This is a genomic window from Cupriavidus neocaledonicus (assembly GCF_000372525.1).
GTDB lineage: Bacteria > Pseudomonadota > Gammaproteobacteria > Burkholderiales > Burkholderiaceae > Cupriavidus > Cupriavidus neocaledonicus.
On record NZ_AQUR01000107.1, the window covers coordinates 495,755 to 516,954 of the forward strand.

21 protein-coding genes are annotated in these 21,200 nt (G+C 70.0%); 2 read left to right on the forward strand and 19 right to left on the reverse strand.

Features of this window, described 5'->3' with window-relative positions:
* Window positions 1-7: 7 nt before the first annotated feature.
* The 18 genes from A3AG_RS0130430 to A3AG_RS0130515 all read right to left on the reverse strand — a co-directional run bounded on the left by A3AG_RS0130430 (window position 8) and on the right by A3AG_RS0130515 (window position 18,408).
* On the reverse strand, window positions 8-970 hold the full coding sequence (locus A3AG_RS0130430) for a WD40/YVTN/BNR-like repeat-containing protein (RefSeq protein ID WP_018009046.1): 963 nt from the start codon (window positions 968-970) through the stop codon (window positions 8-10).
* A 182-nt stretch (window positions 971-1,152) separates the two neighbouring features.
* A complete protein-coding gene (locus A3AG_RS0130435; protein ID WP_018009047.1) occupies window positions 1,153-2,358 on the reverse strand; it encodes an acetyl-CoA C-acyltransferase in 1,206 nt (401 codons plus the stop codon).
* 15 nt (window positions 2,359-2,373) lie between these two features.
* Entirely contained in the window at window positions 2,374-2,829 is a 456-nt protein-coding gene (locus tag A3AG_RS0130440; RefSeq protein WP_018009048.1) for a MaoC family dehydratase, read from the reverse strand.
* Between the two features lie 256 nt (window positions 2,830-3,085).
* Window positions 3,086-3,889: an SDR family oxidoreductase gene (locus A3AG_RS0130445; protein ID WP_018009049.1), complete on the reverse strand. Its 804-nt coding sequence runs from the start codon at window positions 3,887-3,889 to the stop codon at window positions 3,086-3,088.
* Window positions 3,886-5,097, reverse strand: coding sequence for an acyl-CoA dehydrogenase family protein (locus A3AG_RS0130450; RefSeq protein WP_018009050.1), 1,212 nt, complete (start codon window positions 5,095-5,097; stop codon window positions 3,886-3,888). The genes A3AG_RS0130445 and A3AG_RS0130450 overlap by 4 nt, the downstream gene beginning before the upstream one ends.
* A complete protein-coding gene (locus A3AG_RS0130455) occupies window positions 5,094-6,254 on the reverse strand; it encodes an acyl-CoA dehydrogenase family protein (protein ID WP_018009051.1) in 1,161 nt (386 codons plus the stop codon). The genes A3AG_RS0130450 and A3AG_RS0130455 overlap by 4 nt, the downstream gene beginning before the upstream one ends.
* A gap of 11 nt (window positions 6,255-6,265) precedes the next feature.
* Entirely contained in the window at window positions 6,266-7,141 is an 876-nt protein-coding gene (locus A3AG_RS0130460) for an SDR family oxidoreductase (protein ID WP_018009052.1), read from the reverse strand.
* Between the two features lie 10 nt (window positions 7,142-7,151).
* On the reverse strand, window positions 7,152-8,303 hold the full coding sequence (locus A3AG_RS0130465; RefSeq protein ID WP_026164583.1) for an acetyl-CoA C-acetyltransferase: 1,152 nt from the start codon (window positions 8,301-8,303) through the stop codon (window positions 7,152-7,154).
* A 29-nt stretch (window positions 8,304-8,332) separates the two neighbouring features.
* A complete protein-coding gene (locus A3AG_RS0130470) occupies window positions 8,333-9,406 on the reverse strand; it encodes an acyl-CoA dehydrogenase family protein (RefSeq protein ID WP_018009054.1) in 1,074 nt (357 codons plus the stop codon).
* Between the two features lie 19 nt (window positions 9,407-9,425).
* Window positions 9,426-10,592 carry an acyl-CoA dehydrogenase family protein gene (locus A3AG_RS0130475; protein ID WP_018009055.1) on the reverse strand — a complete coding sequence of 389 codons (1,167 nt, stop codon included), beginning with the start codon at window positions 10,590-10,592 and terminating at the stop codon, window positions 9,426-9,428.
* Entirely contained in the window at window positions 10,582-11,376 is a 795-nt protein-coding gene (locus A3AG_RS0130480; RefSeq protein WP_018009056.1) for an enoyl-CoA hydratase family protein, read from the reverse strand. Before A3AG_RS0130480 ends, A3AG_RS0130475 begins: the two co-directional genes overlap by 11 nt.
* Before the next feature lie 209 nt (window positions 11,377-11,585).
* The gene (locus tag A3AG_RS0130485; protein ID WP_081610791.1) at window positions 11,586-12,665 is read right to left on the reverse strand and encodes an NAD(P)H-dependent flavin oxidoreductase; all 1,080 of its coding nucleotides are present in this window, start codon (window positions 12,663-12,665) and stop codon (window positions 11,586-11,588) included.
* Between the two features lie 8 nt (window positions 12,666-12,673).
* Entirely contained in the window at window positions 12,674-13,564 is an 891-nt protein-coding gene (locus A3AG_RS0130490) for an enoyl-CoA hydratase (RefSeq protein WP_018009058.1), read from the reverse strand.
* A gap of 7 nt (window positions 13,565-13,571) precedes the next feature.
* Window positions 13,572-14,372: a CoA-transferase subunit beta gene (locus A3AG_RS0130495; protein WP_018009059.1), complete on the reverse strand. Its 801-nt coding sequence runs from the start codon at window positions 14,370-14,372 to the stop codon at window positions 13,572-13,574.
* A 15-nt stretch (window positions 14,373-14,387) separates the two neighbouring features.
* Window positions 14,388-15,278, reverse strand: coding sequence for a CoA transferase subunit A (locus tag A3AG_RS0130500; protein WP_018009060.1), 891 nt, complete (start codon window positions 15,276-15,278; stop codon window positions 14,388-14,390).
* A 15-nt stretch (window positions 15,279-15,293) separates the two neighbouring features.
* A complete protein-coding gene (locus A3AG_RS0130505; protein WP_018009061.1) occupies window positions 15,294-16,190 on the reverse strand; it encodes a VOC family protein in 897 nt (298 codons plus the stop codon).
* A gap of 106 nt (window positions 16,191-16,296) precedes the next feature.
* Complete coding sequence (locus A3AG_RS0130510) at window positions 16,297-17,013, reverse strand: EthD domain-containing protein (RefSeq protein WP_018009062.1); 717 nt, start codon at window positions 17,011-17,013, stop codon at window positions 16,297-16,299.
* A 207-nt stretch (window positions 17,014-17,220) separates the two neighbouring features.
* Window positions 17,221-18,408: a helix-turn-helix transcriptional regulator gene (locus A3AG_RS0130515; RefSeq protein WP_018009063.1), complete on the reverse strand. Its 1,188-nt coding sequence runs from the start codon at window positions 18,406-18,408 to the stop codon at window positions 17,221-17,223.
* A gap of 199 nt (window positions 18,409-18,607) precedes the next feature.
* Here A3AG_RS0130515 and A3AG_RS0130520 point away from each other — a divergent pair, with 199 nt between their 5' ends.
* Window positions 18,608-19,438, forward strand: a complete 831-nt coding sequence (locus A3AG_RS0130520; RefSeq protein WP_018009064.1) for an SDR family NAD(P)-dependent oxidoreductase — start codon at window positions 18,608-18,610, stop codon at window positions 19,436-19,438.
* 42 nt (window positions 19,439-19,480) lie between these two features.
* Window positions 19,481-20,380 carry an NAD-dependent epimerase/dehydratase family protein gene (locus tag A3AG_RS0130525; RefSeq protein ID WP_018009065.1) on the forward strand — a complete coding sequence of 300 codons (900 nt, stop codon included), beginning with the start codon at window positions 19,481-19,483 and terminating at the stop codon, window positions 20,378-20,380.
* 44 nt (window positions 20,381-20,424) lie between these two features.
* On the opposite strand, the gene A3AG_RS0130530 is transcribed toward A3AG_RS0130525, so the two are convergent.
* Window positions 20,425-21,183, reverse strand: coding sequence for an SDR family oxidoreductase (locus tag A3AG_RS0130530; RefSeq protein ID WP_018009066.1), 759 nt, complete (start codon window positions 21,181-21,183; stop codon window positions 20,425-20,427).
* Window positions 21,184-21,200: the final 17 nt, after the last annotated feature.

Genomic DNA, 21,200 nt, shown 5'->3' on the forward strand with positions numbered 1-21,200 from the left:
GTCGGGTTCAGGGATTGGCGGCGAGCGTGGCGCTGGCCAGGCCGCCGTTGCCGCCGAGCGCCAGCGTGTCCTTGCCGGTGGCGGCCAGCGCCGCCAGGGTCTGCGGGCTGCCCGCCGGCAGCGCGGCGAAGCGGCGCCCGCCGTCGGCGGACATCACCAGCACGCCGCCCTGCCCGGCCAGCACGATGCGGCCGTCGGCAAGCTCGGCGCCGCCGAAGAACGAGGTCCTGAGGCCGGTCTCCGCCGCGCGCCAGGTGGTGCCGAAGTCTTCGCTGCGCAGGGCATTGCCGCGCATGCCGAAGGCCAGCCAGGCGCCGTCGCGCAGCGGCAGCACACCATACAGCGAGCCTTCGTAAGGAGTCTTGACCGGCTCCCACTGGCTGCCGCCATCGGTGGAGCGCAGCACCAGCCCGGCCTCGCCGACCAGCATCAGCCGCCCCTGCCCGTCGCTGGCGATGGCGTTGAGGTGGCGGTCCTGCATGGCCTTGCCGCCAGCGTCTTGCCAGTGCCGGCCCTGGTCGCGCGACACCAGGAAACGGCCGAAGCTGCCCACCGCGAACCACGGCCCGCTGGCCTGCGCCAGCGCGCCGAGCAGCGGATCCGACGATTCCGGATCGAACCCGACCTGCTGCCAGTGCGCGCCGCCGTCTTCGGTGCGCAGGATCTGGCCGCTGTGGCCGACCGCGATGCCGCGCCGGCTGTCGGCAAAGGCAACCTGCGTCAGCGTGGCGCCTTGCGGTCTGTCCACCGCTGCCGGGCGCCAGCTGCGTCCCAGGTCATCGCTAAACAGGATCTTGCCGCGCTCGCCCACGGCCACCAGGCGCTCGCCGGCGCGGGCGATGCCGTTGACCTGCAGGCCATCGGGGCGCAGCGCGGTGGCCGGGAACGGCGGCAGCGGACGCGGCGCGAAGGCCCACACCGCGGTGGCCAGCACGGCCAGCGACATGGCGATGCCGATCAGTCGTTTCATGATGTCTCCTCCGTGTTGGAGTGATGTTGTTTGTTTGCTGCCCTCTCCCACTTGCGGGAGAGGGGTGGGGGTGGGGGCCGGCGCTCGCAATGCCGACACGCCCAACTTCGTGGAAGCTCTGGCCCTCACCCCCNCCCCCTCTCCCACTGGCGTGGGAGAGGGGAAAAAGCCGGCAGCTTCGTTTATGGCAATACGTCGAACAACGCCGCCGCCCCCATGCCGCCCCCAATACACATCGTCACCACGGCCTGCTGCACGCCGCGCCGCCGGCCTTCGATCAGCGCGTGCGCGGTCATGCGCGCGCCCGACATGCCGAACGGATGGCCGATCGAAATCGCGCCGCCGTTGACGTTCAGCCGCGCATCGGGAATGCCCAGCTTCTGCTGGCAGTACAGCACCTGGCATGCAAAGGCCTCGTTCAGCTCCCACAGGCCCACGTCGGCCACTGTCATGCCATGGCGCGCCAGCAGCTTCGGCACCGCGAACACGGGGCCGATGCCCATCTCGTCCGGGGCGCAGCCCGTCAGCGCCATGCCGCGGTAGCGCCCGAGCGGTCGCAGCCCGCGGCGGCGTGCCTCGTCGGCGCTCATCAGCAGCACCGCGGCGGCGCCGTCGGACAGCTGCGAGGCATTGCCGGCGGTGATGTGCTCGCCCACGGCCACGGCCTGGCCGCCGCTCCAGACGGGCTTGAGCGCCTCCAGGCTGGCAGCGGTGGTGTCGGGCCGGTTGCATTCGTCCTGCGCCAGCCGCACGGTCTCGTGACCGGTCGGCGTGCCGGCCTTGTCGAACAGCGCGCGTCGCGTTTCCAGCGGCACGATCTCCTCATCGAAGGCGCCGCGCCGTTGTGCTTCGGCAGTGCGCTGCTGGCTGCGCCAGGCGTAGGCGTCCTGCTCGGCGCGGCTGATGCCGTAGCGGCGTGCCACCACCTCGGCGGTCTCGATCATCGCCATGTAGGCCGCCGGCTGGCGCGCCAGCACCGCTTCGGACTGGGCGCGATAGCTGTTCTTGTGCTTGTTTTGCGTCAGCGAGATCGACTCGGCGCCGCCGGCGACGATGATGTCGGCCTCGCCGCACTGAATCGCGCGCGCACCGGCCGCAATCGTCATCAGGCCGGAGCCGCACATGCGGTCCATGGTCATGCCCGGCACGCTGTCGGGCAGGCCCGCCGCCACCGCGCTCAGGCGGCCCAGGTTGTAGCCCTGGGTGCCCTGCTGCGCGGCCGCGCCGATCAGCACATCGTCGACGTCGGCCGGGTCCACGCCGGCGCGCTCCACCACCGCACGCACCACGTGGCCGCCCAGCACCGGGGCTTCGGTATCGTTGAAGGCGCCGCGGAAGGCCTTGCCGATGGGGGTGCGCGCGACGGCGACGATGACTGCGTCTTTCATGCTGTGGATTCCTGTTCAGAAGTAGTAGCGGCTGATGGTCTCAGCCACGCAGGCGGGCTTGGGCTCGCCTTCGATCTCGACGGTCATGCGCACCACCGACTGCACGCCGCCCTCCAGGGTCTCGGCCCGCACCACCTCGCCCACGCCGCGCACGCGCGCGCCGACGCGCACCGGCGCCGGGAAGCGCACCTTGTCGCAGCCGTAGTTGACGCCGAATTTCATGCCCTCGACGGCGACCAGTTCCGGCAGGAACTGGTTGACCAGCGCCAGCGTCAGGTAGCCGTGGGCGATGCAGGCGCCGTAGGGGCCCTGCGCGGCGCGTTCGGGGTCGACGTGCAGCCACTGGTGGTCGCCGGTGGCACGGGCGAACTGGTCGACCTGTTGCTGGGTGATGCGGGTCCAGGCGCTGGCGCCCAGGTGTTGGCCGACGGCGGCGTGGATGTCTTCGGCGGAACGGAAGATTCTTGGCATGTTTGGTTCCAGCATTGATTCGAGTACCAACTGTGCTTCCCGGTCAGAAGGATGGCAGGCTCCGGCGACGATCGTAGCCAGCGCCCTTCGCGAAGGCTCCCCTCTCCCACAACGTGGGAGAGGGGTGGGGGTGAGGGCCGGAGCATCAACGAAGTGACGCGCGTCCCTATGGCCAACGCCCGCCCTCACCCCCCCTCTCCCGCAAGCGGGAGAGGGGAGCAAACCCTCAGCGGGTCGACCGCATCCCAGCCGTCCCTCAAGCCCGCTGACTGCTCACCGGCAACACCTCCCCGGTCATATACGACGCATAGTCACTAGCCAGAAACACCATCACATTGGCCACCTCCCACACCTCCGCCGCGCGCCCGAACGCCTCGCGCTCGCTCAGCTGCCGCAGCAGGTCCGCCGGTGCCGACTTCTTCAGGAAGTCGTGCAGCGCGATGCTCGGCGCCACCGCGTTGATGCGCACGCCATACTCGGCGGCCTCCATCGCGCTGCAGCGCGTCAGCGCCATCACCCCGGCCTTGGCCGCGGCGTAGTGCGACTGCTCCTTCTGCGCCCGCCAGCCCAGCACCGAGGCGTTGTTGACGATCGCGCCGCGGCGGCGCGCCTGCATGTGCGGCAGCATCGCGCGCGTCATGCGGAAGGTGCCGGTGAGAGAAATATCGATGACGCGCGACCACTCGGCATCGTCCATATCAACTAGGCGGCGCGAGCCGCCCAGGCCGGCGTTGTTGATCAGCACGTCGGTGCCGCCGAGTGCTTCTTCCGCGGCGGCCACGAGTGCGCGCACCTGCGTTTCGTCGGACACATCGCACAGATGGCCATGGATGGCCTGCAGCCCGGTCTCGGCGCGCAGGCGTTGGACCGCCTCGTCCAGGCGCATGGGATGGATGTCGGAGATCATCAGCGCGCGGCAGCCCTCTTCCGCGCAGCGGCGCGCGGCGGCGAAGCCGATGCCGGCGCCCGCGGCGGCGGTGATCAGCACGCTCCTGCCGGCGAGCAGTTGGTGACCCGGCACATAGGCCGGGGCGCTGGGGGTTTCTGCGTGAAGGGTCATGACTTTCCTCGGGCCTCGCGCGGCATGCCCAGCCCGCGTTCGGCGATGATGTTGAGCTGGATTTCGTTGGTGCCGGCGTAGATGGTGTCGGCGCGCGAAAACAGCGCCATCTGCTGCAGCCGGGTGCGGCGCACATCGCCCGTCTCGGCCCGGTCCAGCACGTTGGCCAGCGGGCCCAGCACGTCCAGCGCCAGTTGCCCCAGGTCGCGGTGCCAGTTGGACCAGTAGTACTTGTAGATCAGCGCCTCGCGCTGCAGCGCGGTGCCGCCGTCCTCGCTTGCCCTGGCCGCGCCGGCCAGCATGCGCAGCGCATTGGCGCGCATCACGCGCAGGCCGGCCCAGGCGCGCGCGATGCGCTGGCGCACCAGCGCATCGCGGCTGCTGCCGTTGTCGCGCGCGGCCTGCGCCACCCATTCCAGCTCATGCGTGAACTGCATCTGCTGGCCCAGGGTGGAGATGCCGCGCTCGAAGCCGAGCAGCGCCATGGCGATGCGCCAGCCGTCGCCGGGCTCGCCCAGCACGTCGGCGGCCGCGGCGCGCGCGCCGTCGAAGAACACCTCGTTGAACTCGGCGCCACCGCCCATCTGCCGGATCGGGCGGATCTCGATGCCGGGCTGGTCCAGCGGCAGCATCAGGAAGACCAGCCCCTTGCTGCCGCGCGAGCCGGGCTCGCAGCGCGCCAGCACGAAGATCCAGTCGGATTCATGCGCGAGCGAGGTCCAGACCTTCTGCCCGCTGACCAGCCAGTCGCCGCTGGCGGCATCGCGCACTGCGCGCGTGCGCACATTGGCCAGGTCCGAGCCCGCGCCGGGCTCCGAATAGCCCTGGCACCAGAACGCGGTGCCGTTGCGGATGCCGGGCAGCAGCCGCGCCTTCTGGTCCTCGGTGCCGAAGGCGATCAGCGTCGGGCCGATCAGGCCCTCGCCGATATGCCCCATGCGGCCCGGGCCGCCGGCGCGCGCGTATTCCTCATGGAAGATCACCTGCTGCATCACCGGCAGTTCGCGCCCGCCATGCGCGCGCGGCCAGCCCAGCCCGGTCCAGCCCCCCTCCGCCAGGCGCCGTTCCCACGCCTTGCGCAACTCGGGATAGGCCTCTTCGTCGCCAGGGCCGCCACGGTGTTTCAGGCATTCGAATTCGCCGGCCAGGTTTTCGGCCAGCCACCGCGCCACCTCGGCGCGGAATGCCGACTCGTCATTCGCTTTCATGCTGTCCTCCATGCCTGCGGGCCGTTGGCGGCGATGTAGGCAAGCGCGGCGCCGGCCCCGCCCAGCCAGTGGCTGGCGGCCTGCGCGCGCTTGAAATAGAGCTGGGGGTCGTATTCCCAGGTGAAGCCAACCCCGCCATGCAGCTGGATGGCTTCCTGCGCGCAGAAGCGCAGCGCGTCGTCGGCGGCAACGGCGGCGGCGCAAACCTCGAGCCGCGCGTCGGCGACGGCCGCTGTCTCCCACGCCTGCGCCGCGCCATACACCGCCGAGCGCGCCGCCTCGACCAGCACCATCATCTGCGCGCAGCGGTGCTTGACCGCCTGGAACGAGCTGATGGCGCGGCCGAACTGGATGCGCTCCGCGGCATAGGCAACGGTCAGGTCCAGGCATTGCTGCGCGGCGCCGAGCTGTTCGGCAGCCAGCATCAGCTTGCCGTGCCACCACGCCTGCGCCAGGCCCTGGACGGCGGCGTCGCCGCGCGCCAGGCAGGCGCTGGCGGCAACGGCCACGCCGTCGAACCGCAACGACGCCAGCGGCCGCGTGCGGTCGAGCGTGTCCAGCGGCGCAATGGCGAAGCGCGCGTCCTGCGCCAGCGCAACGGGCTCCAGCAGGAACAGCGCCGGCGCGCCATCTTCGAGCCGCGCCGGCACCAGCAGCCAGTCGGCCCCGGCGGCATCGGCCACCTGGGCGGCGCTGCCGCGCAGCGCGAAACCGTCCGCCCCTGCCTGCGCGGTGACCGGGACACCGTCGTAATGCCAGCCGCCATCGTCCGGCAGCACCGCCGCGGCGCGGCACTCGCCCGTGGCCAGCCGCTCCAGCCACGGTCCACTGTGGCCGACGCTGCCCTGCAGCCACGGCGCCACCACGCAAGCGGTCGACCAGAACGGCACGCACGCCAGGCGCTGGCCCAGTTGCTCCTGCAGCAGCACCAGCCCGGGCGCCCCCAGGCCAGCGCCGCCGACGGCTTCGGGCAGCGCGATGCCGCACCAGCCGAGTTCGCTCGCGATCGCGTGCCACAGCGCGTCGTCGTGAGCCGGCCCGGCCTCGGTCACGCGCCGCACCGCTGCCGAATCGCTGTGCGCGGCGAGGTAGTCGCGCGCGCTGTCGCGGACCATCTGGTGTTCGACCCCGAATTCGACGGAACTGGAGAAATCCATGGCCGTCGCGCTCAGCTGCCGTACACCGCCTGGGGCGGCTGCGCCTGCGCCAGCAGCCCCGCCACCGCCGCCCCCACTTCGGCCGGTTGCCAGCGTGCGCCCTTGTCGGCCTTCGGCCCGGTGCGCCAGCCGTCTGCCACCGACACCATGCCGCCGGCCGCCTCGAACATGCGACCGTTGACCTGCGCGGACTCCGCGCTGCCCAGCCACACCACCAGCGGCGCAACGTTGGCCGGGTCGTAGTAATCGAAGCCGCTTTCCGGCGCCTTCATCATGTCGGCGAACACGTCTTCGGTCATGCCGGTGCGAGCGGCCGGCGCCAGCGCGTTGGCGGTGATGCCGTAGCGGCCCAGCTCCGCGGCCTGCACCAGCGTGAGCGCGGCGATGCCGGCCTTGGCGGCGGCGTAGTTGGACTGCCCCACCGAGCCCTGCAGGCCCGCGCCGGAGCTGGTATTGATAATGCGCGCGTCGACCGTGCGGCCGGCCTTGGCGGCATCGCGCCAGCGCCGCGCCAGCAGGTTGGCCAAGCAGAAGTGGCCGCGCAGATGCACGCGCATGACGTCGTCCCAGTCCGCCTCGGTGAGGCTGACGAACATGCGGTCGCGGCAGATGCCGGCGTTGTTGACCAGCACGTGGACCTCGCCATAGGCCTCGACCGCGGCCTCGACGATGCGCTGCGCGGTGGCCAGCTGCGTGATGTCGTCATCGCAGGCGAGCGCACTGCCGCCGGCGGCGCGGATCTCCGCGCAGACCGCTTCGGCCGCGTCGCGCCGGATGTCGTTGACGACCACGTTGGCGCCCTCGGCGCCGAAGGCCAACGCATAGGCGCGGCCCAGCCCGCCACCGGCGCCGGTGATGATGACGGTGCGTCCGTCGCAGATACCCATGATGGCCTCCTTACAGTCGTTCGATGATGGTGACGTTGGCCAGCCCGCCGCCCTCGCACATGGTCTGCAGGCCATAGCGGCCGCCGGTGCGTTCGAGTTCGTGCAGCAGCGTGGTCATCAGGCGCGCGCCGGTGGCGCCGAGCGGGTGGCCCAGTGCGATCGCGCCGCCATTGGGGTTGGTGCGCTCGGGTGCGTAGCCGGTCTCGGCCAGCCACGCCATCGCCACCGAGGCGAAGGCTTCGTTGATCTCGACCACGTCGATATCGGCCAGGCGCAGCCCGCTGCGCTCCAGAGCGCGCTTCGTCGCCGGAATCGGCGCGGTCAGCATCCACAACGGGTCGTCGCCCAGCACGCTCATATGGGCGATGCGCGCGCGCGGCGTCAGGCCGTAGCGCCTGAGCGCGTCCTCCGAAACGATCAGCAGTGCGGCGGCGGCATCGGCGGTCTGGCTGGACACGGCAGCGGTCAGCGAGCTGCCCGGCATCAGCGGCTCCAGCGAAGCCATCTTGGCCAGCGTGGTATCGGGACGCGGGGTTTCATCCCGGGTCACGCCTTCGCACGGCACGATCTCACGCGCGAAGCGGCCGCCCTCGATCGCCGCGGCCGCGCGCTGGTGGCTTTCCAGCGCATAGGCTTCCATGGCCTCGCGCGACAGCTTCCAGTGCTCGGCAATGCGCTGCGCCGCGTGGAACTGCGACACCGGCGCAGCGCCGAAGCGCGCCTGCCAGCCCTTGCTGCCCGAGAACGGGTCGGTAAAGCCGAGCGCCTGCCCCGCCAGCATCGCCGACGAGATTGGGATCTGCGTCATGGTCTGCACGCCGCCGGCGATCACCACGTCCTGCGTGCCGCTCATCACCGCCTGCGCGGCAAAGTGCACGGCTTGCTGCGACGAGCCGCACTGGCGGTCCACCGTCACGCCCGGCACGGTCAGCGGCAGCCCGGCCGCCAGCCACGCGCTGCGCGCGATATTGCCGGCCAGCGGACCGATGGTGTCGACGCAGCCGAACACCACGTCGTCATAGTCCTCGGCCGGGATGCCGTTGCGGCGCACCAGCTCGGCAAGCACGAAGCCGCCCAGGTCGGCGCCGTGCAGGTGCGACAGTCCGCCCTTGCGGCGCCCGGTGGGGGTGCGCAGGGCATCAACGATATAGGCGTGTTTCATGGTCATTGGTCTCCTTGGGATCGGGCCATTCAGGCAAAGGTGGCGCCGGCGCCGAGCGCGTGCTCGCCGTCCAGGATGTGCGCGCCCAGGCGTGCCTTGTGGAAGGCGCGGTCGCCCCAGCTTCCGGCCAGGGCCCAGGCGCGCTTGGTGAAGATCTGCAGGTCCAGCTCCCAGGTGTAGCCCATCGCGCCATGCACCTGGATCGCCTGGCGTGCCGCGCTCCACGCGCAACGCGCGGCGGCGACGCGGGCGTGCGACACATGCAGGCCGGCATGCGGCAGGCCGTGCGCCAGCGCGGCGGCGGCGCGCAGCAGCACCGGCTTGGCGAACTCCAGCTGGATCGCCACGTCGGCCAGCAGGTGCTTGACTGCCTGGTATGCACCGATGGCCTTGCCGAACTGCTTGCGCTGCGCGCTGTAGTCGATCGCCAGGTCGAGCATGCGCTGGGTCAGGCCCAGCTGCTGCGCGGCCACGCCCAGCGCGCCGCGGTTCAGCGCCGCGTCCCACAGGCCGGCACCAGCTGCGGCCGGCAACAGTTCGGTTTCGGCGCTCGGCGTCCAAGCCAGCTCGAACAGCCGGCGCGACGGATCGAGGCCCGTGCGCGCGGTCAGCGTGGCCTGGTCCGGCCGCAGCAGGTGCACGGCACCTTCATGCGCGCACAGGATGGCGTCGGCGACATGGGCGTCCGCCACCAGACTGTCCTGCGGGTGCGCCACCGCCACGCGCGCCTCGCCGGCGGCGATGCGTTGCAGCAGCGCAGTGCAACGCGCGCGCGTTGCGTCGTCGGGCGCGGCGTCGAGTGCGTCGCGCAGCAGGCCAGCCGCCACCAGCGCGGTGTCGAGCAGCGGCTCAGGCAGCGCGAAATAGCCGCATGCCTGCGCCAGCGGCGCCCATTCGAGCTCGCCGAGCCCGAGCCCGCCCTGCTCCGCCGGCACCATCACGGCGGTCATGCCCTGGTCGGACAGCTGCCGCCACAACGCATCTGAGCGGCCCGTCTCGGTGAGCCACAGCTCGCGCGTCAGTTCCGGCGTCATCTCGGTCATCAGGAAGCGCCGGATCGCCTCGGCAAACTGCTCCTGCTCTTCGGTCAATGCGAAATCCATATGTTTCCCCCGGGTGCCGTCATGCGCGCGGCATGCCGAGCAGGCGCTCGGCGACGATGTTGCGCTGGATCTCGTTTGTGCCGGCGTAGATCGGCCCGGCCTGCGCGAACAGGAAACCATCCAGCCAGTGGCCGAGCGAACCCGGCGGCTGGCCGGCCGGCGCGACTTCGGCGGCCTGCCCCAGGATCGCCAGCGCGGTATCGTGCATATGGATGTCCAGCTCGGACCAGAACACCTTGTTGGTGCTCGACTCCGCGCCGATATGGCCGCCCTTTACCAGCCGGCTCGCGGTGGCGTAGGTCGACAGCGTGTAGGCCTCGGCATCCATCCACGCGCGCAGCACCGCTTCGCGCAGCGACGGGTCGCGGTCCGCGGCCTCGCGGTTGGCCTGGTAGAGACGCACCAGCGCGCGCGCGGTTTCCTGGAAGCGGGCGGGCGAGCGCAGCATCAGCCCGCGCTCGAAGCCCGCGGTGGCCATCGCCACCTGCCAGCCGGCGCCCTCGGCCGCCAGCCGGTTCTCCATCGGCACGCGCACGTCATCGAAGAAGATCTCGGCAAAACCGGTCTGGCCGTTGAGCTGGCGGATCGGCCGCACGGTGATGCCGGGCGTGTCGAGCGGCACCAGCACGAAGGTCAGCCCATGGTGGCGCGTCGACGCCGGATCGGTGCGGAACAGGCCGAACAGCCAGTCGGCCCAGACCGCGCGCGTCGACCAGATCTTCTGGCCGTTGATCACGTAGTCGTCGCCGTCGCGGATCGCACTGCAGCGGATCGCGGCCATGTCGGAGCCGGCGTTCGGCTCGGACCAGCCCTGCGCCCAGATATGCTCGCCCGCGGCCATGCGCGGCAGGAAGCGCGCCTTCTGCGCCTCGGTGCCGAATTCCATCAGCGTCGGCCCAAGCAGGAAGATGCCGTTCTGGTTGACGCGCATCGGCGCGCCGGCGCGCCAGTACTCTTCCTCGAAGATCAGCCATTCGATCAGGTCGCAGCCGCGCCCGCCCAGTTCGGACGGCCAGGTGACCATGCTCCAGCGGCCCTGGTTGAGCGTGGCTTCCCAGGCGCGGTGCTGGGCAAAGCCCTCTTCGGTGTCGAAGCTCGCCAGCGGCGTGCGCGGCACGTGCGCGGCCATCCAGTCGCGCACCTCGTCGCGGAAGGCGCGCTGGGCGTCGGTGTATTCAAGCTGCATCGCGGGCTCCCTGCTCCACTGCGGCGAAGGAAGCCTCGCGGCCTTCGACAAAGGCGGCGCGCGCCTCGCCGGAATCGGCGCTCATGTACGCCTGCAGCGTGAAGCCCTGCTCCCAGCGGTACTTGTCCTCGAGATTGCCGTCTTCCACGCCGTTGAGCGCTTCCTTGGCCAGCTGCAGCATGGCCGGGCTCTTGGCCGCGATCTGGCGCGCCAGCGCCATGGCGGCGTCGCGCAGTCCGGCGCGCGGCACCACGCGTTCCACCGCGCCCAGGCGATAGGCCTCGGCGGCGTCGATCATCTCGCCGGTAAAATACATCGCCCGCACCTTCTGCACGCCGAACATGCGCTGCAGGTGCGCGCCGCCACCCATGGCGCCGCGGTCGATCTCGGGCACGCCAAAGCGCGCGCACGCCGACGCGACGATGATGTCGGCCGCGCCGCAGATGCCGATGCCGCCGCCCAGCACAAAGCCGTGCACGGCGACGATGACCGGTTTGGGATTGCGGTGCACGGCGCGGAAGGTGGCGTAGTTGCCGGCATTGACGCCGACGATGCGTTCGGGATGCGCCGATAGCTCCTTGATGTCGACGCCGGCGCAGAAGCCGCGGCCTTCGCCGCGCAGCACGATCACGCGTACCGCGGGATCGGCGCCGAGGCGGTCGATGGCCGCGGCCAGCGCATGCCAGCCGGCGTTGTCGAGCGCGTTGACGGGCGGGTGGTCGATCACCAGCTCGGCGATGCCGTCGGCGGTGTCGATGCGGAAGGGTTGGTCGTTCGTGTTCATGGTGGCTTTGCCTGTCATGTAGGTTTGTGCGTTGGGCGGCTTTGATGGGTCCTCGCATTGGAAGCGCCTGCCCTCACCCACTGCCCCTCTCCCGCAGGCGGGAGAGGGGAGCACACCGGCGGCGCCTGCAACGCCTGCAGTCCTGACCGCTCGGGTCGGGTGCTCCCTCTCCCGCTTGCGGGAGAGGGCCGGGGTGAGGGCCGGGACCATCAACGAAGTACAGCTTGCCGTGATGCCAGCGCCTGAAGCTGAGCTCGCGCCTGCACCACCATCCCCGCCACGATCTGCTCGCACGACTCGATCGCGCCGATCGCCGCGGCCGCCTGCCCGCTGGGCAGCACGCCCTCATCCGGGCACCCCTCCACCATCGCGCGCTGGATCAGCACCGGCGCGTTGGCGGCCATCAGCGTCTGCGCGGCGCTGTAGTCCTGCTCCCGCATCGCGCGCCAGGCGGTCGCCAGCAGCTGCGTGCTGCGCATGCCGGTGCGCGCCTGCCATTTGCGCGCGGCGCACAACGCCAGCCAGGTGCGGCGCAGCGGGCCGGCCTTTTCCAGCCCGACCAGGAAATCGTTGTCGATCATCCGCTGCGGCAGCCCGTCGATTGCCAGCGATACGCGGATCTGGCCCGGGTCGCGTACCTTGACGTAGCGCTCCAGCGTCTGCGCCGGCACCGGCGACTCGGCCGACATCAGGAAGCGCGTGCCCATGGCCACGCCGGCGGCGCCGTAGGCCAGCGCCGCGGCCAGCCCGCGGCCGTCGAAGAAGCCGCCCGCCGCTACCACCGGCACGTTGACGCTGTCCAGCACCTGCGGCAGCAGCAGCGTGGTCGGCGTGCCGCCGGTATGGCCGCCGCCCTCGCCGCCCTGCACCGTGACCACGTCCGCGCCCATTTCAACGGCCTTGGCCGCGTGCCTGGCGGCGCCCACCGTCGGCATGCAGATGATGCCTGCCGCCTTGAGCCGGCCGACCATCTTCGCGTCCGGGCCGCGCCCGTAGCTGACCGCGCGCAGCCGGTGGCGGATCGCCATCTCGATGACCTCGTGCGCGTTGGGCTGGAACATGTGGAAGTTGATGCCGAAGGGCCGGTCGCTGAGCGCCTTGACGCGCAGGATCTCGCGCTCGACCTCGCCCGGCGGGATCGTGGCGCCGGCCAGGAAGCCGAAGGCACCGGCATTGCCGCTGGCGGCAACCAGCTTGGCGTCCGCCACCCAGCCCATTGCCGTCTGCACGATCGGATAGCGGCAGCCGAGCAGGTCGCACAGCACGGTGTGCAGGCTGGCGGCGTTCATGCCGGGGCTCATGCCTTCTCCTCGCCGCCGGTACGCTGTGACGCCGCCATCGCGCGCGCGTCGTAGCCGCCCAGCTTGTCGCCGCTGACCAGTTCGTTGTGCGCGTGGGCAAAGTGGTGCCAGGCAAAGACCGCATCCATCGCGGTGCGCTTGCCCTGCAGGTCTTCCACGTGGTTGACCGCCTGCTTGGTCAGGGTCAGGCCCAGGCGCGGCATCTGCGCCACCTTGGCGGCCATGCCGTAGACCGTGTCCGCGAGCGCGTCGCGCGGCACCACGCGGTTGACCATGCCCATGCGCTCGGCGCGCCCGGCGCCCATGCGTTCGCCCAGGAACAGGAATTCCTTGGCGATGCGCGGGTGCAGCTCATACGCATGCGCGAAGTACTCCACGCCCGGAATCCCCATGCGCACCACCGGATCGGCAAAAAAAGCATCGTCGGACGCCACGATCAGGTCGCACACCCAGGCCAGCATCAGCCCGCCGGCGATGCAGGCGCCGTGCACCATGGCGATGGTGGGCTTGGGCAGTTCGCGCCAGCGCCGGCACATGCCCAGGTAGACCTCCTGCTCGCGCGCATAGAGGAACTCGCCGCCGGGCTTGTTGACGTGGTCATACCAGAGCGAGGCGCGCTCGAAGGTCTCGTTGATGTCGCGCCCCGGCGTGCCGATGTCGTGCCCGGCGGAGAAGTGCTTGCCCGCGCCGCGCAGCACGATCACCTTGACCGCGTCGTCGGCGGCGGCGCGCCGGTAGGCTTCGTCCAGCGCATACGTCATCTTCGAGTTCTGCGCGTTGTGGAACTGCGGCCGGTTCATGGTCACCGTGGCGATGCCGTCGGCGACCTGGTAGAGCACCTCGGCGTTCGGACCGAGGCTGATGGGTTCGATGGCAGGCGATGTCATGGCAGCCTCAGGCGCGTCCGGAAGGATTGCCGCGCACGATCGCGGCACGCAGGTTGTGCGGGTCGAGCTGCGCGATCAGCCGCAGTTCTTCCGGCGTCGGTGCCGCCGTCTCCGGCAGCGCTTCGCCGGGCGGGTTGGCCAGCGCAAAGCCGGTGGCGGCCTGCACCTGCTCCAGGCTGACGCCGGGGTGCAGCGAGCGCACGCGGATGGCATGGTCAGCGCCGCCGAAATCCATCACGCACAGGTCGGTGACGATCACGCGCAGGTCGATGAAGCTGCGCATGCCTTCGATCTGGCGCGCCGGGTTGTAGCCGACGCTGCAGACCATGTCGACTTCGCCGGCAACAAAGGCGCGCGGGCTGTGGCCCGGCACGAAGAAGGAATTGGCGTGGTGGATGCTGTTGCCCGGGAAGCCGCGCGCGCCGAGCAACTGGGTCTTGGGCTGCGCATGGGTGCCGCCCAGGCAGGAGATATTGGCCTGGCCGAAGCGGTCGATCTGCGTCGGCATCACCAGCGCATGGCGGCGCCCGCCCCACAGGCAATCGAACACGCGCGCATAGCCCATCCAGCCGCTGGCGCGCACCTGGTAATCCGGTTCGCGCGGGCCCAGCGGCACCGGCGTTTCGACCAGGTAGGCCTCGCCGTCGGTCAGCAGCAGGCCGGGGTTGTGCGCAAGCCGCGCCAGGCCGGCGGCGATGCGCGGGCCGGTGCCGATGCCGGTGGCCAGCACCTCGCCGTCGTCGCGCCAGGCGCGGGCGGCGACGGCGATCATCAGCTCGGCGCGGGTAAATTCATAAGTGGCGCTCACGGTCGCTCCTTAGGATCAAAGTACGGGCAGCGGCAGGTCGTGCACGTGGCCAGGGCCGCCGATGCACGCCAGGTAGTGCGCCTCGCTGGGGCCCACCACCTCGTCGCGGTAGGCGCGGAAGCCGTCTTCGGCGTCGGCGCTGGCGCAATAGGACTTCAACGCCGGCAGGTCCCAGCCATAGGCCGGCGCGCACGAAGTGGGATGGGCCCCCGCCGGCGCGTGCACCACGCCGGTCACCAGCGCGCGCTCGAACGGGTTGTTGCGGGCACGCGCCAGCTCGGTGTCTTCGAGGCGCGGGTGCAGCGTTTCGCAGCTGACATAGCAGCGCTGCGCGGCGCGCGCGAACCACTCGTCGAAGAACGGATCGGGGCCGTCGATGCGGGTGTTGCCCAGCACATCGCTTTCGTTCACGTGCAGCAGCGCCGCATCCAGCGGGATCGCCGGCATTGCCAGCAGCACCTCGCCGTCGTCGTACGGCGAACGGACGGTCTTCAGGTGCGGGTTGCGGTCCAGCACGTCGGTGCCCAGCGCGGCCCGCGTCGGCAGGAACGGCAGGCGCGCCGCGGCGGCGCGCAGCCCCAGCTGCAGCATGCCTTCGTCCAGCTCGGTCACCGCCAGCAGGCCGCGCTCGCGCGCCTGGCGGAAGTACGGCTCGAGCGGGATCACGTCGAGCGAGACAAAGCCGAACACCAGCCGGCGCACCTTGCCGGCGGCGCACAGCATGCCCACCTCGGGGCCGCCATAGGCCACCACGGTCAGGTCCTTCAGCGGCGAGCGCAGGATCTCGCGCACCAGTGCCATGGGCTTGCGGCGCGGGCCCCAGCCGCCGATGCCGATGGTCATGCCGTCGGCGAGCTGGCCGACCACGTCGGCCGCGCTCATGGTCTTGTCGATGGTCTTGGTCATAGGTCTGTGCCGCGCTTAGCGGTATCCGATGCTGAAGTCATGGCCCCACAGGCTGACCCGCGTGGCCTCGTAGGCGGCGTGGCGGCTCCAGTCCACCTCCAGCCCGCCGTGCCCGTACTCGAGGTCGAAGCCGCCGGGGGTCTTCATGTAGAAGGAAGTCATGCGGTCATTGCAGTGCTGTCCCAGCGTGGCCGACAGCTTCACGCCGTGCTGGTGCACCCGGTCCAGCGCGCGGCCCACCTCGGCCATGTCGGGCACCTCAGCCATCACGTGGATGCAGCCGGCTTCGGACGGCATCTCGAAGATCGCCAGGCTGTGGTGGCGCGCATTGGCGCAATGCAGGAAGTGGATGCGCTTTTCCGGCTCGTTGGGGTCGCTGGTGAAGCGCACGCGGTAGATGTCGGACAGGCCGAAGCCCATCACGTCGCGCAGGAAGGCATAGGTCCGGTCGAAGACCGGCGCCGGCAGCACGGTATGGCCCGCGCCCATCGGGTCGGTGATGAAGCGCGGCACACCGACCGGCGAGACGAAGCGCAGGAAGTCGGAGCGCATGCCCCACGAGACCTCGTGGCGGTTGCCGGACGGATCGGTGAACCAGGCCATCGCCTGCATCCGGCGCTGCGCCAGTTCGGCGGGGCTGGCGTGCACGACTTCGACCTCGGCCTGGCGCAGCGTCTCGAGCGCATGGCGATAGGCCGGCTCGTCGGCCAGCTCCCAGCCCGATGCCAGGTAGCGATCGCGCGCACCCGTCACCACCAGGTAGCGGTAGTCGCGCTCGTCCATCTTCACGTACAGCGCACCGCCGGGGGCGCCGGCGCAGGTCATGCCGAGCACCTGCTCCGCATACTGCCGCCATTGCCCCAGGTCGGTGGACTCGACCACGATGTAGCCGAGCGCACGGATATCCAACATGCGGGTCTCCTCAGGTTCGTTGCCACTGCTGGCTGATGAGACCTATTCTTCCGCGCGCGGCTACCCGGCACATCGTCCAGTGGGACTAGCCGATCCGGGTCCGGATTCAGGCGCTGGCGGGGCGGACGATGTACTGGCTGGTGGGGACCACGTCGATCTTGTCGAAGTCGATGAAACGCTGGCAGCTCGCCATCATGGCCTGGAGGTTGCGCTGGAACTTCTCTTCGTTGCCGACCGCGTCGAAGAACGCTTGCGGGTCGGTCATTGCCGCGTCGGGAAAGCACTCCTCGACGATGGCGTCGCAAGGTGGCGCAGCGTAGGTCAGCGGCCGCACCACCACATTCTGCACATAGAGGAAGTTGTCCTGGGTCTCGACCGCCACCTGCGTGTGGTGGTTGTGCCAGATGTCCAGCCACGCCTTCGGCGTGAGCCGGGGCGGCCGCGTCAGGAACGCCAGCTGCGCAAAGCCGGGCGTGCGCTCGCCCGCCGCGGCCGGGAAGCGCGTATTGCGGATCGGCTGGGACTCGGTCACGAGGTAGCCGGCCATGCGGCCGGCCGCTGCCTCGAGCGCCTGGTCGAACGGCTGGCGCAGGCGGTCGACCGCGCTGTCCATCCAGACCGAGACCAGCCCTTCCATCTGCGGGCGGGTGTTGGCCTGGCGCAGGCCCGCGGCAGGCAGTACGGCGTCATCGGCCACGTTGACCTGCAGTCCGCGTGCGCCCAGTGCCAGCAGCTTGTCCGCGAGTGCCGTGCGCAGCCGGCGCGCGAATTCCGCCGGCTCGGTGCGCGGATCGCGCCAGACGATATAAATGACTTTCTCCATGCTCCACGCTCCCTGGTACAGGTGCCGGCCGTGGCCGGACGGGTTGAAGCGTGCGCGGAACAGAAACGGGCGCGGAGCGCGTGCATTGCCGTATCCGCCTGACGTGCCATCTGTTTGCCGCGCCCGCTGGTCCTGTGCATGCTAGGCGAGACGATGGCGGCGCTCATCCTCCGATCGGACTAGAGCGATGTTGTGCGGCGTTGGCGCTCAGCCGAGCGTCACCACGCTGCTCAGCAGCATGCGCACCAGCGTCGCCTGCCGCGTCACGCCGGTCTTGGAGAAAATCGCGCGCAGGTGGGCGCGCGCCGTGTTCTTGCTGGTGCCGAGGGCCTCGGCGGCTTCGTCGAGCGTCATGCCGTCGGCAAGCACCAGCGCCAGCGCAGTTTCGGCGGGAGTGAGGTCGAACAGCTTGCGCACCACCTCGTACGAGGCGCGCGACTTGCGCTCGGGATCGCGGATAAAGACCGCGCAGGCGGGCCGATGGCGGTTTTCTTCCGACCACTCGCTGAGCGGAATGGTGCGGATCAGCACCCCGAGCTTGCCGCGCCCCGACGGGCGCGTGATCGACATGGCCTCCGCCAGCGCCGGCTCGCTGCCGTGGTGTCCCAGTTGCGCGCGCCGCAGCAGGTACTGGAACTTGCGGCTTTCGTGGGCGTAGGCGATCTCGAAGCTATTCCCGTTGAGGCGGATGCCGTCGTTCTCCGCAAGGATCTCCTCGGCCTCGGCATTCCTCTTGAGAACCGCGCCAGCGGCGTCGAGGATCACCATGCCCACCAGCATGCGGTCGATCGCGCCCGCGTAGAGCGAGCGCTCCGATTCCACCACATCGAGGCGGGAATGCAGCCGGATCGCGCGCTTCAGGTGAGGCAGGATGGCGGCGCAAGTGGTCTTGTCCGCTTCGGAGAAGTCCTGCGTGTCGTGCTGGCGGCAAATGCGCAGGCGGCACTCGACACCATCCTCGGTACGGATGTCCGCGCCCAGCAGGTAGCGGATGCCGAGCGGCTGCAGGAACTGGCGGAAGATCTCGCTGCGGCACCAGTTGCCGGCGCCCAGCGCCTCGTCGACCGTCACCGCCCGCTCGGTGGGCAGGTTGATGAAGGGATCGATCGCGTAGTAGTAGCTGTTGTAAGAAGCCTCGGCCTCCAGCGAGGTGCCGTGCGCCGAAGCATGCACCGCCAGGCCGCGGCGGTCGCTGGCAGGCGAACGCAGGATGAAGCTCACATAGCTGGCACCGAGTTGCGCGCGCAGCATCTCGAGGGCGTGGCCCCATGGCACGGGCTCCATCGGCCCTTCATAGACCGCGGCCAGCAGCGCGCTGAATTCCGTGACGCTGAGGCCTGTTGGCACAGGCAAGGGCGACGCCACGTCCCCCGCCTCAACGGTCGCCATCAACATTCTCTGTCTCCTGGTTGCACACCACCGTGCATGCCTGCCGGCGCTCTGCGGCACCTGGGGCAGCGCAATTATAGGGACGCTGTCCGCCGTTGCACGGCCCTCGGTGTTTTCCCTGACCTGCAATCGGACGATGTCGGTACCGCGCCTGGCCTTTCCAATGCCTGCATTCCCGCAGTGCAACCCAAGGAGAACAAGCGAGATGGATTTCACCGACAAGTGCATGCTGATCACCGGCGGCGGCGCCGGGATCGGGCTCGCCACCGCGCAGGCCTTTCTGGAACAGGGTGCACGCGTGGCGGTCATGGAGATCGATGCGCAACGCGCCGACCATGCCCGCGCGCTGCTGACAAAGCCCGGTGCCGAGGTGCTGGTGTTGCAGGGTGACGCTGCCGACGCCGCCGCTGTGCGCGAACTCGGCGCGCAGATCGGACAGCGCTTCGGACGGCTCGACATCCTGGTCAACAACGTCGGCGATTTCCTTCGCATCGCCAAGCCGTTCGAGGACTACACCGACGGCGAGATCGCCAGCCTCTACGCAGCCAATCTGGGCCACGTCTTCACCGTCACGCGCGCCATGCTGCCGCTGCTACGGCGCAGCGACGCCGGCAACATCGTCAGCGTCTCGTCGATCGAGGCCTTCCGCGGCATTCCGTACTGCAGCGTCTACGGCGCCTTCAAGGCTGCCATCACCGGTTTCACGCAAAGCCTGGCGCTGGAACTTGCGCCGGCAGGCATCCGCGTCAACCTGATCGCACCCGAGACTACCGAAACCCCGCAGGTTCCCGTGTCGCAGATGGTCGCGGCCGAACACCGGCACCATATCCCGAGCTGGATCCCGCTGGGCCGCTTCGGCACGCCTCAGGACATTGCCGACGGCATCCTGTTCCTGGCCAGCCCACGCGCTGCCTGGATCACCGGCACGGCCCTGCATGTCAACGGCGGCGCCCTGGCCGCCGCCGGCTGGTACCGCGACCCCAGCGGGGCGTGGACCAACATGCCAGTCATCGCCGGCAACGGCATGAACCTCTGATGGCCGCACTCCGCGGCCACCCCACCAACCAAGGAGACAAGGATGAAGATACTGATCGTCGGCGGCACCGGCATGATCGGGGGCCATGCGGCCCTGCACCTGCGCCGCCGCGGCAACGATGTCACCATCGCGGGACGCAACCGCCCCGCCGCCGGCACGCCGCTGGGCGAGCTGGACTTCCTGCGCTGCGATTACATCGCCAATGACCTGCCCGCGGCGCGGCTGGGTGCCTTCGACGCGCTGGTGTTCGCCGCCGGCAACGATGTGCGCCACGTCCCGCCTGGCGGCGACGAAGCGGCGCACTGGGAGCGCGCCAACGTCGAAGGCGTGCCGCGCTTCTTCCGCACGGCGCGCGATGCCGGCATCCGGACCGCGGTGCATGTCGGCAGCTTCTACCCGCAGGCGGCGCCGCGCCTGGCCGACGACAACGCCTATATCCGCTCGCGCAAGCTGGCCGACGAAGGCGTGCGGGCCCTGGCCACCGATGCCTTCCGCGTCAACAGCGTCAATGCCCCGTTCGTCGTCGGCACGGTGCCCGGCCTGACCGTGCCCATGTTCAAGGCCTATACCGACTATGCCAGGGGCGGCTTTGCGCCGATGCCTGACTTCGCCCCGCCGGGCGGTGTCAATTTCATCTCGGCCAGGTCGCTGTCGGAAGCGATCGAAGGGGCCCTGTTGCGGGGCGAGAACGGCAACGCCTATCTCGTCGGCGACGAGAACCTGAGTTTCCAGGACTACTTCGGCGCATTCTTCCGCGATGCCGGCCGCCCCGTGCCACCGGTCATCGACCAGGAGCATCCGCTGCTGCCGGACTCGGCGATCTGCTTCGGCCGGGGCAACACGCTCTACTACGAGCCGGACGCGGCCGAAACGGCCCTGCTCGGCTATCGCCGCGGCGACATCCTGCGCACGGTCAGCGAGATCGTTGCGCAGTACCGCTAAAGGGCGGCACGGCGGCCCGCGCGGGCAGGCCGCCGTGCCCGCATTTACAGCCCCGAGATCAGCTGTGCGTTATCGATGCGCAGTTCCGCGCCATTGATGAAGCGCGATGCGTCCGAAGCCAGGAAAAGCACCAGGTTGGCCACATCCTCCGGCTGGCACATGCGTGCCATCGGATCCGTGCCGATATCCAGCGCCGCCGCATCCAGGTCAGGCACCAGCGCCTGCGTCATCGGCGTCCAGATGCCGTCGGGATGGATCGAATTGCAGCGGATGCCGTAGCCGTTGCGCTTGCAGTGCACGGCCACGCTGCGCGTCAGCGCGGTCACGGCCCCTTTCGCGCCACTGTACGCGCACATCATCGGCAGCCCGCCCAGCGCCGCCACCGACGACATCACCACGATCGAGCCGCCGGCCGGGTTGTCCTTCATGGCCTGCACGCCGAACCTGCAACCGAGGAAGTAGCCATCGGCATTGACCCGCATGACCCGGCGCCAGGTGTCGAGCGAGGTGTCCTCGATCGAACCCAGGGGACAAATGGCCGCATTGTTGACCAGCACGTCGAGCCGGCCGAAGCGGTCCTGCGCGGCGGCCATGGCCTTGCGCCAGTCGTCTTCACTGGCGATATCGTGACGTACGAACCGTGCCGCATCGCCGATCTCGCGGGCCAGTGCCTGCCCGGCCTCTTCGTTCACATCGCTGAGCACCACGCGTGCGCCCTCGGACACCAGCAGCAGCGCGTCGGCGCGACCTACCCCGCTGGCCGCGCCGGTGACCAGCGCGACCTTGCCTTTGACTTGATTCATCGCCTCTCTCCCTCGGA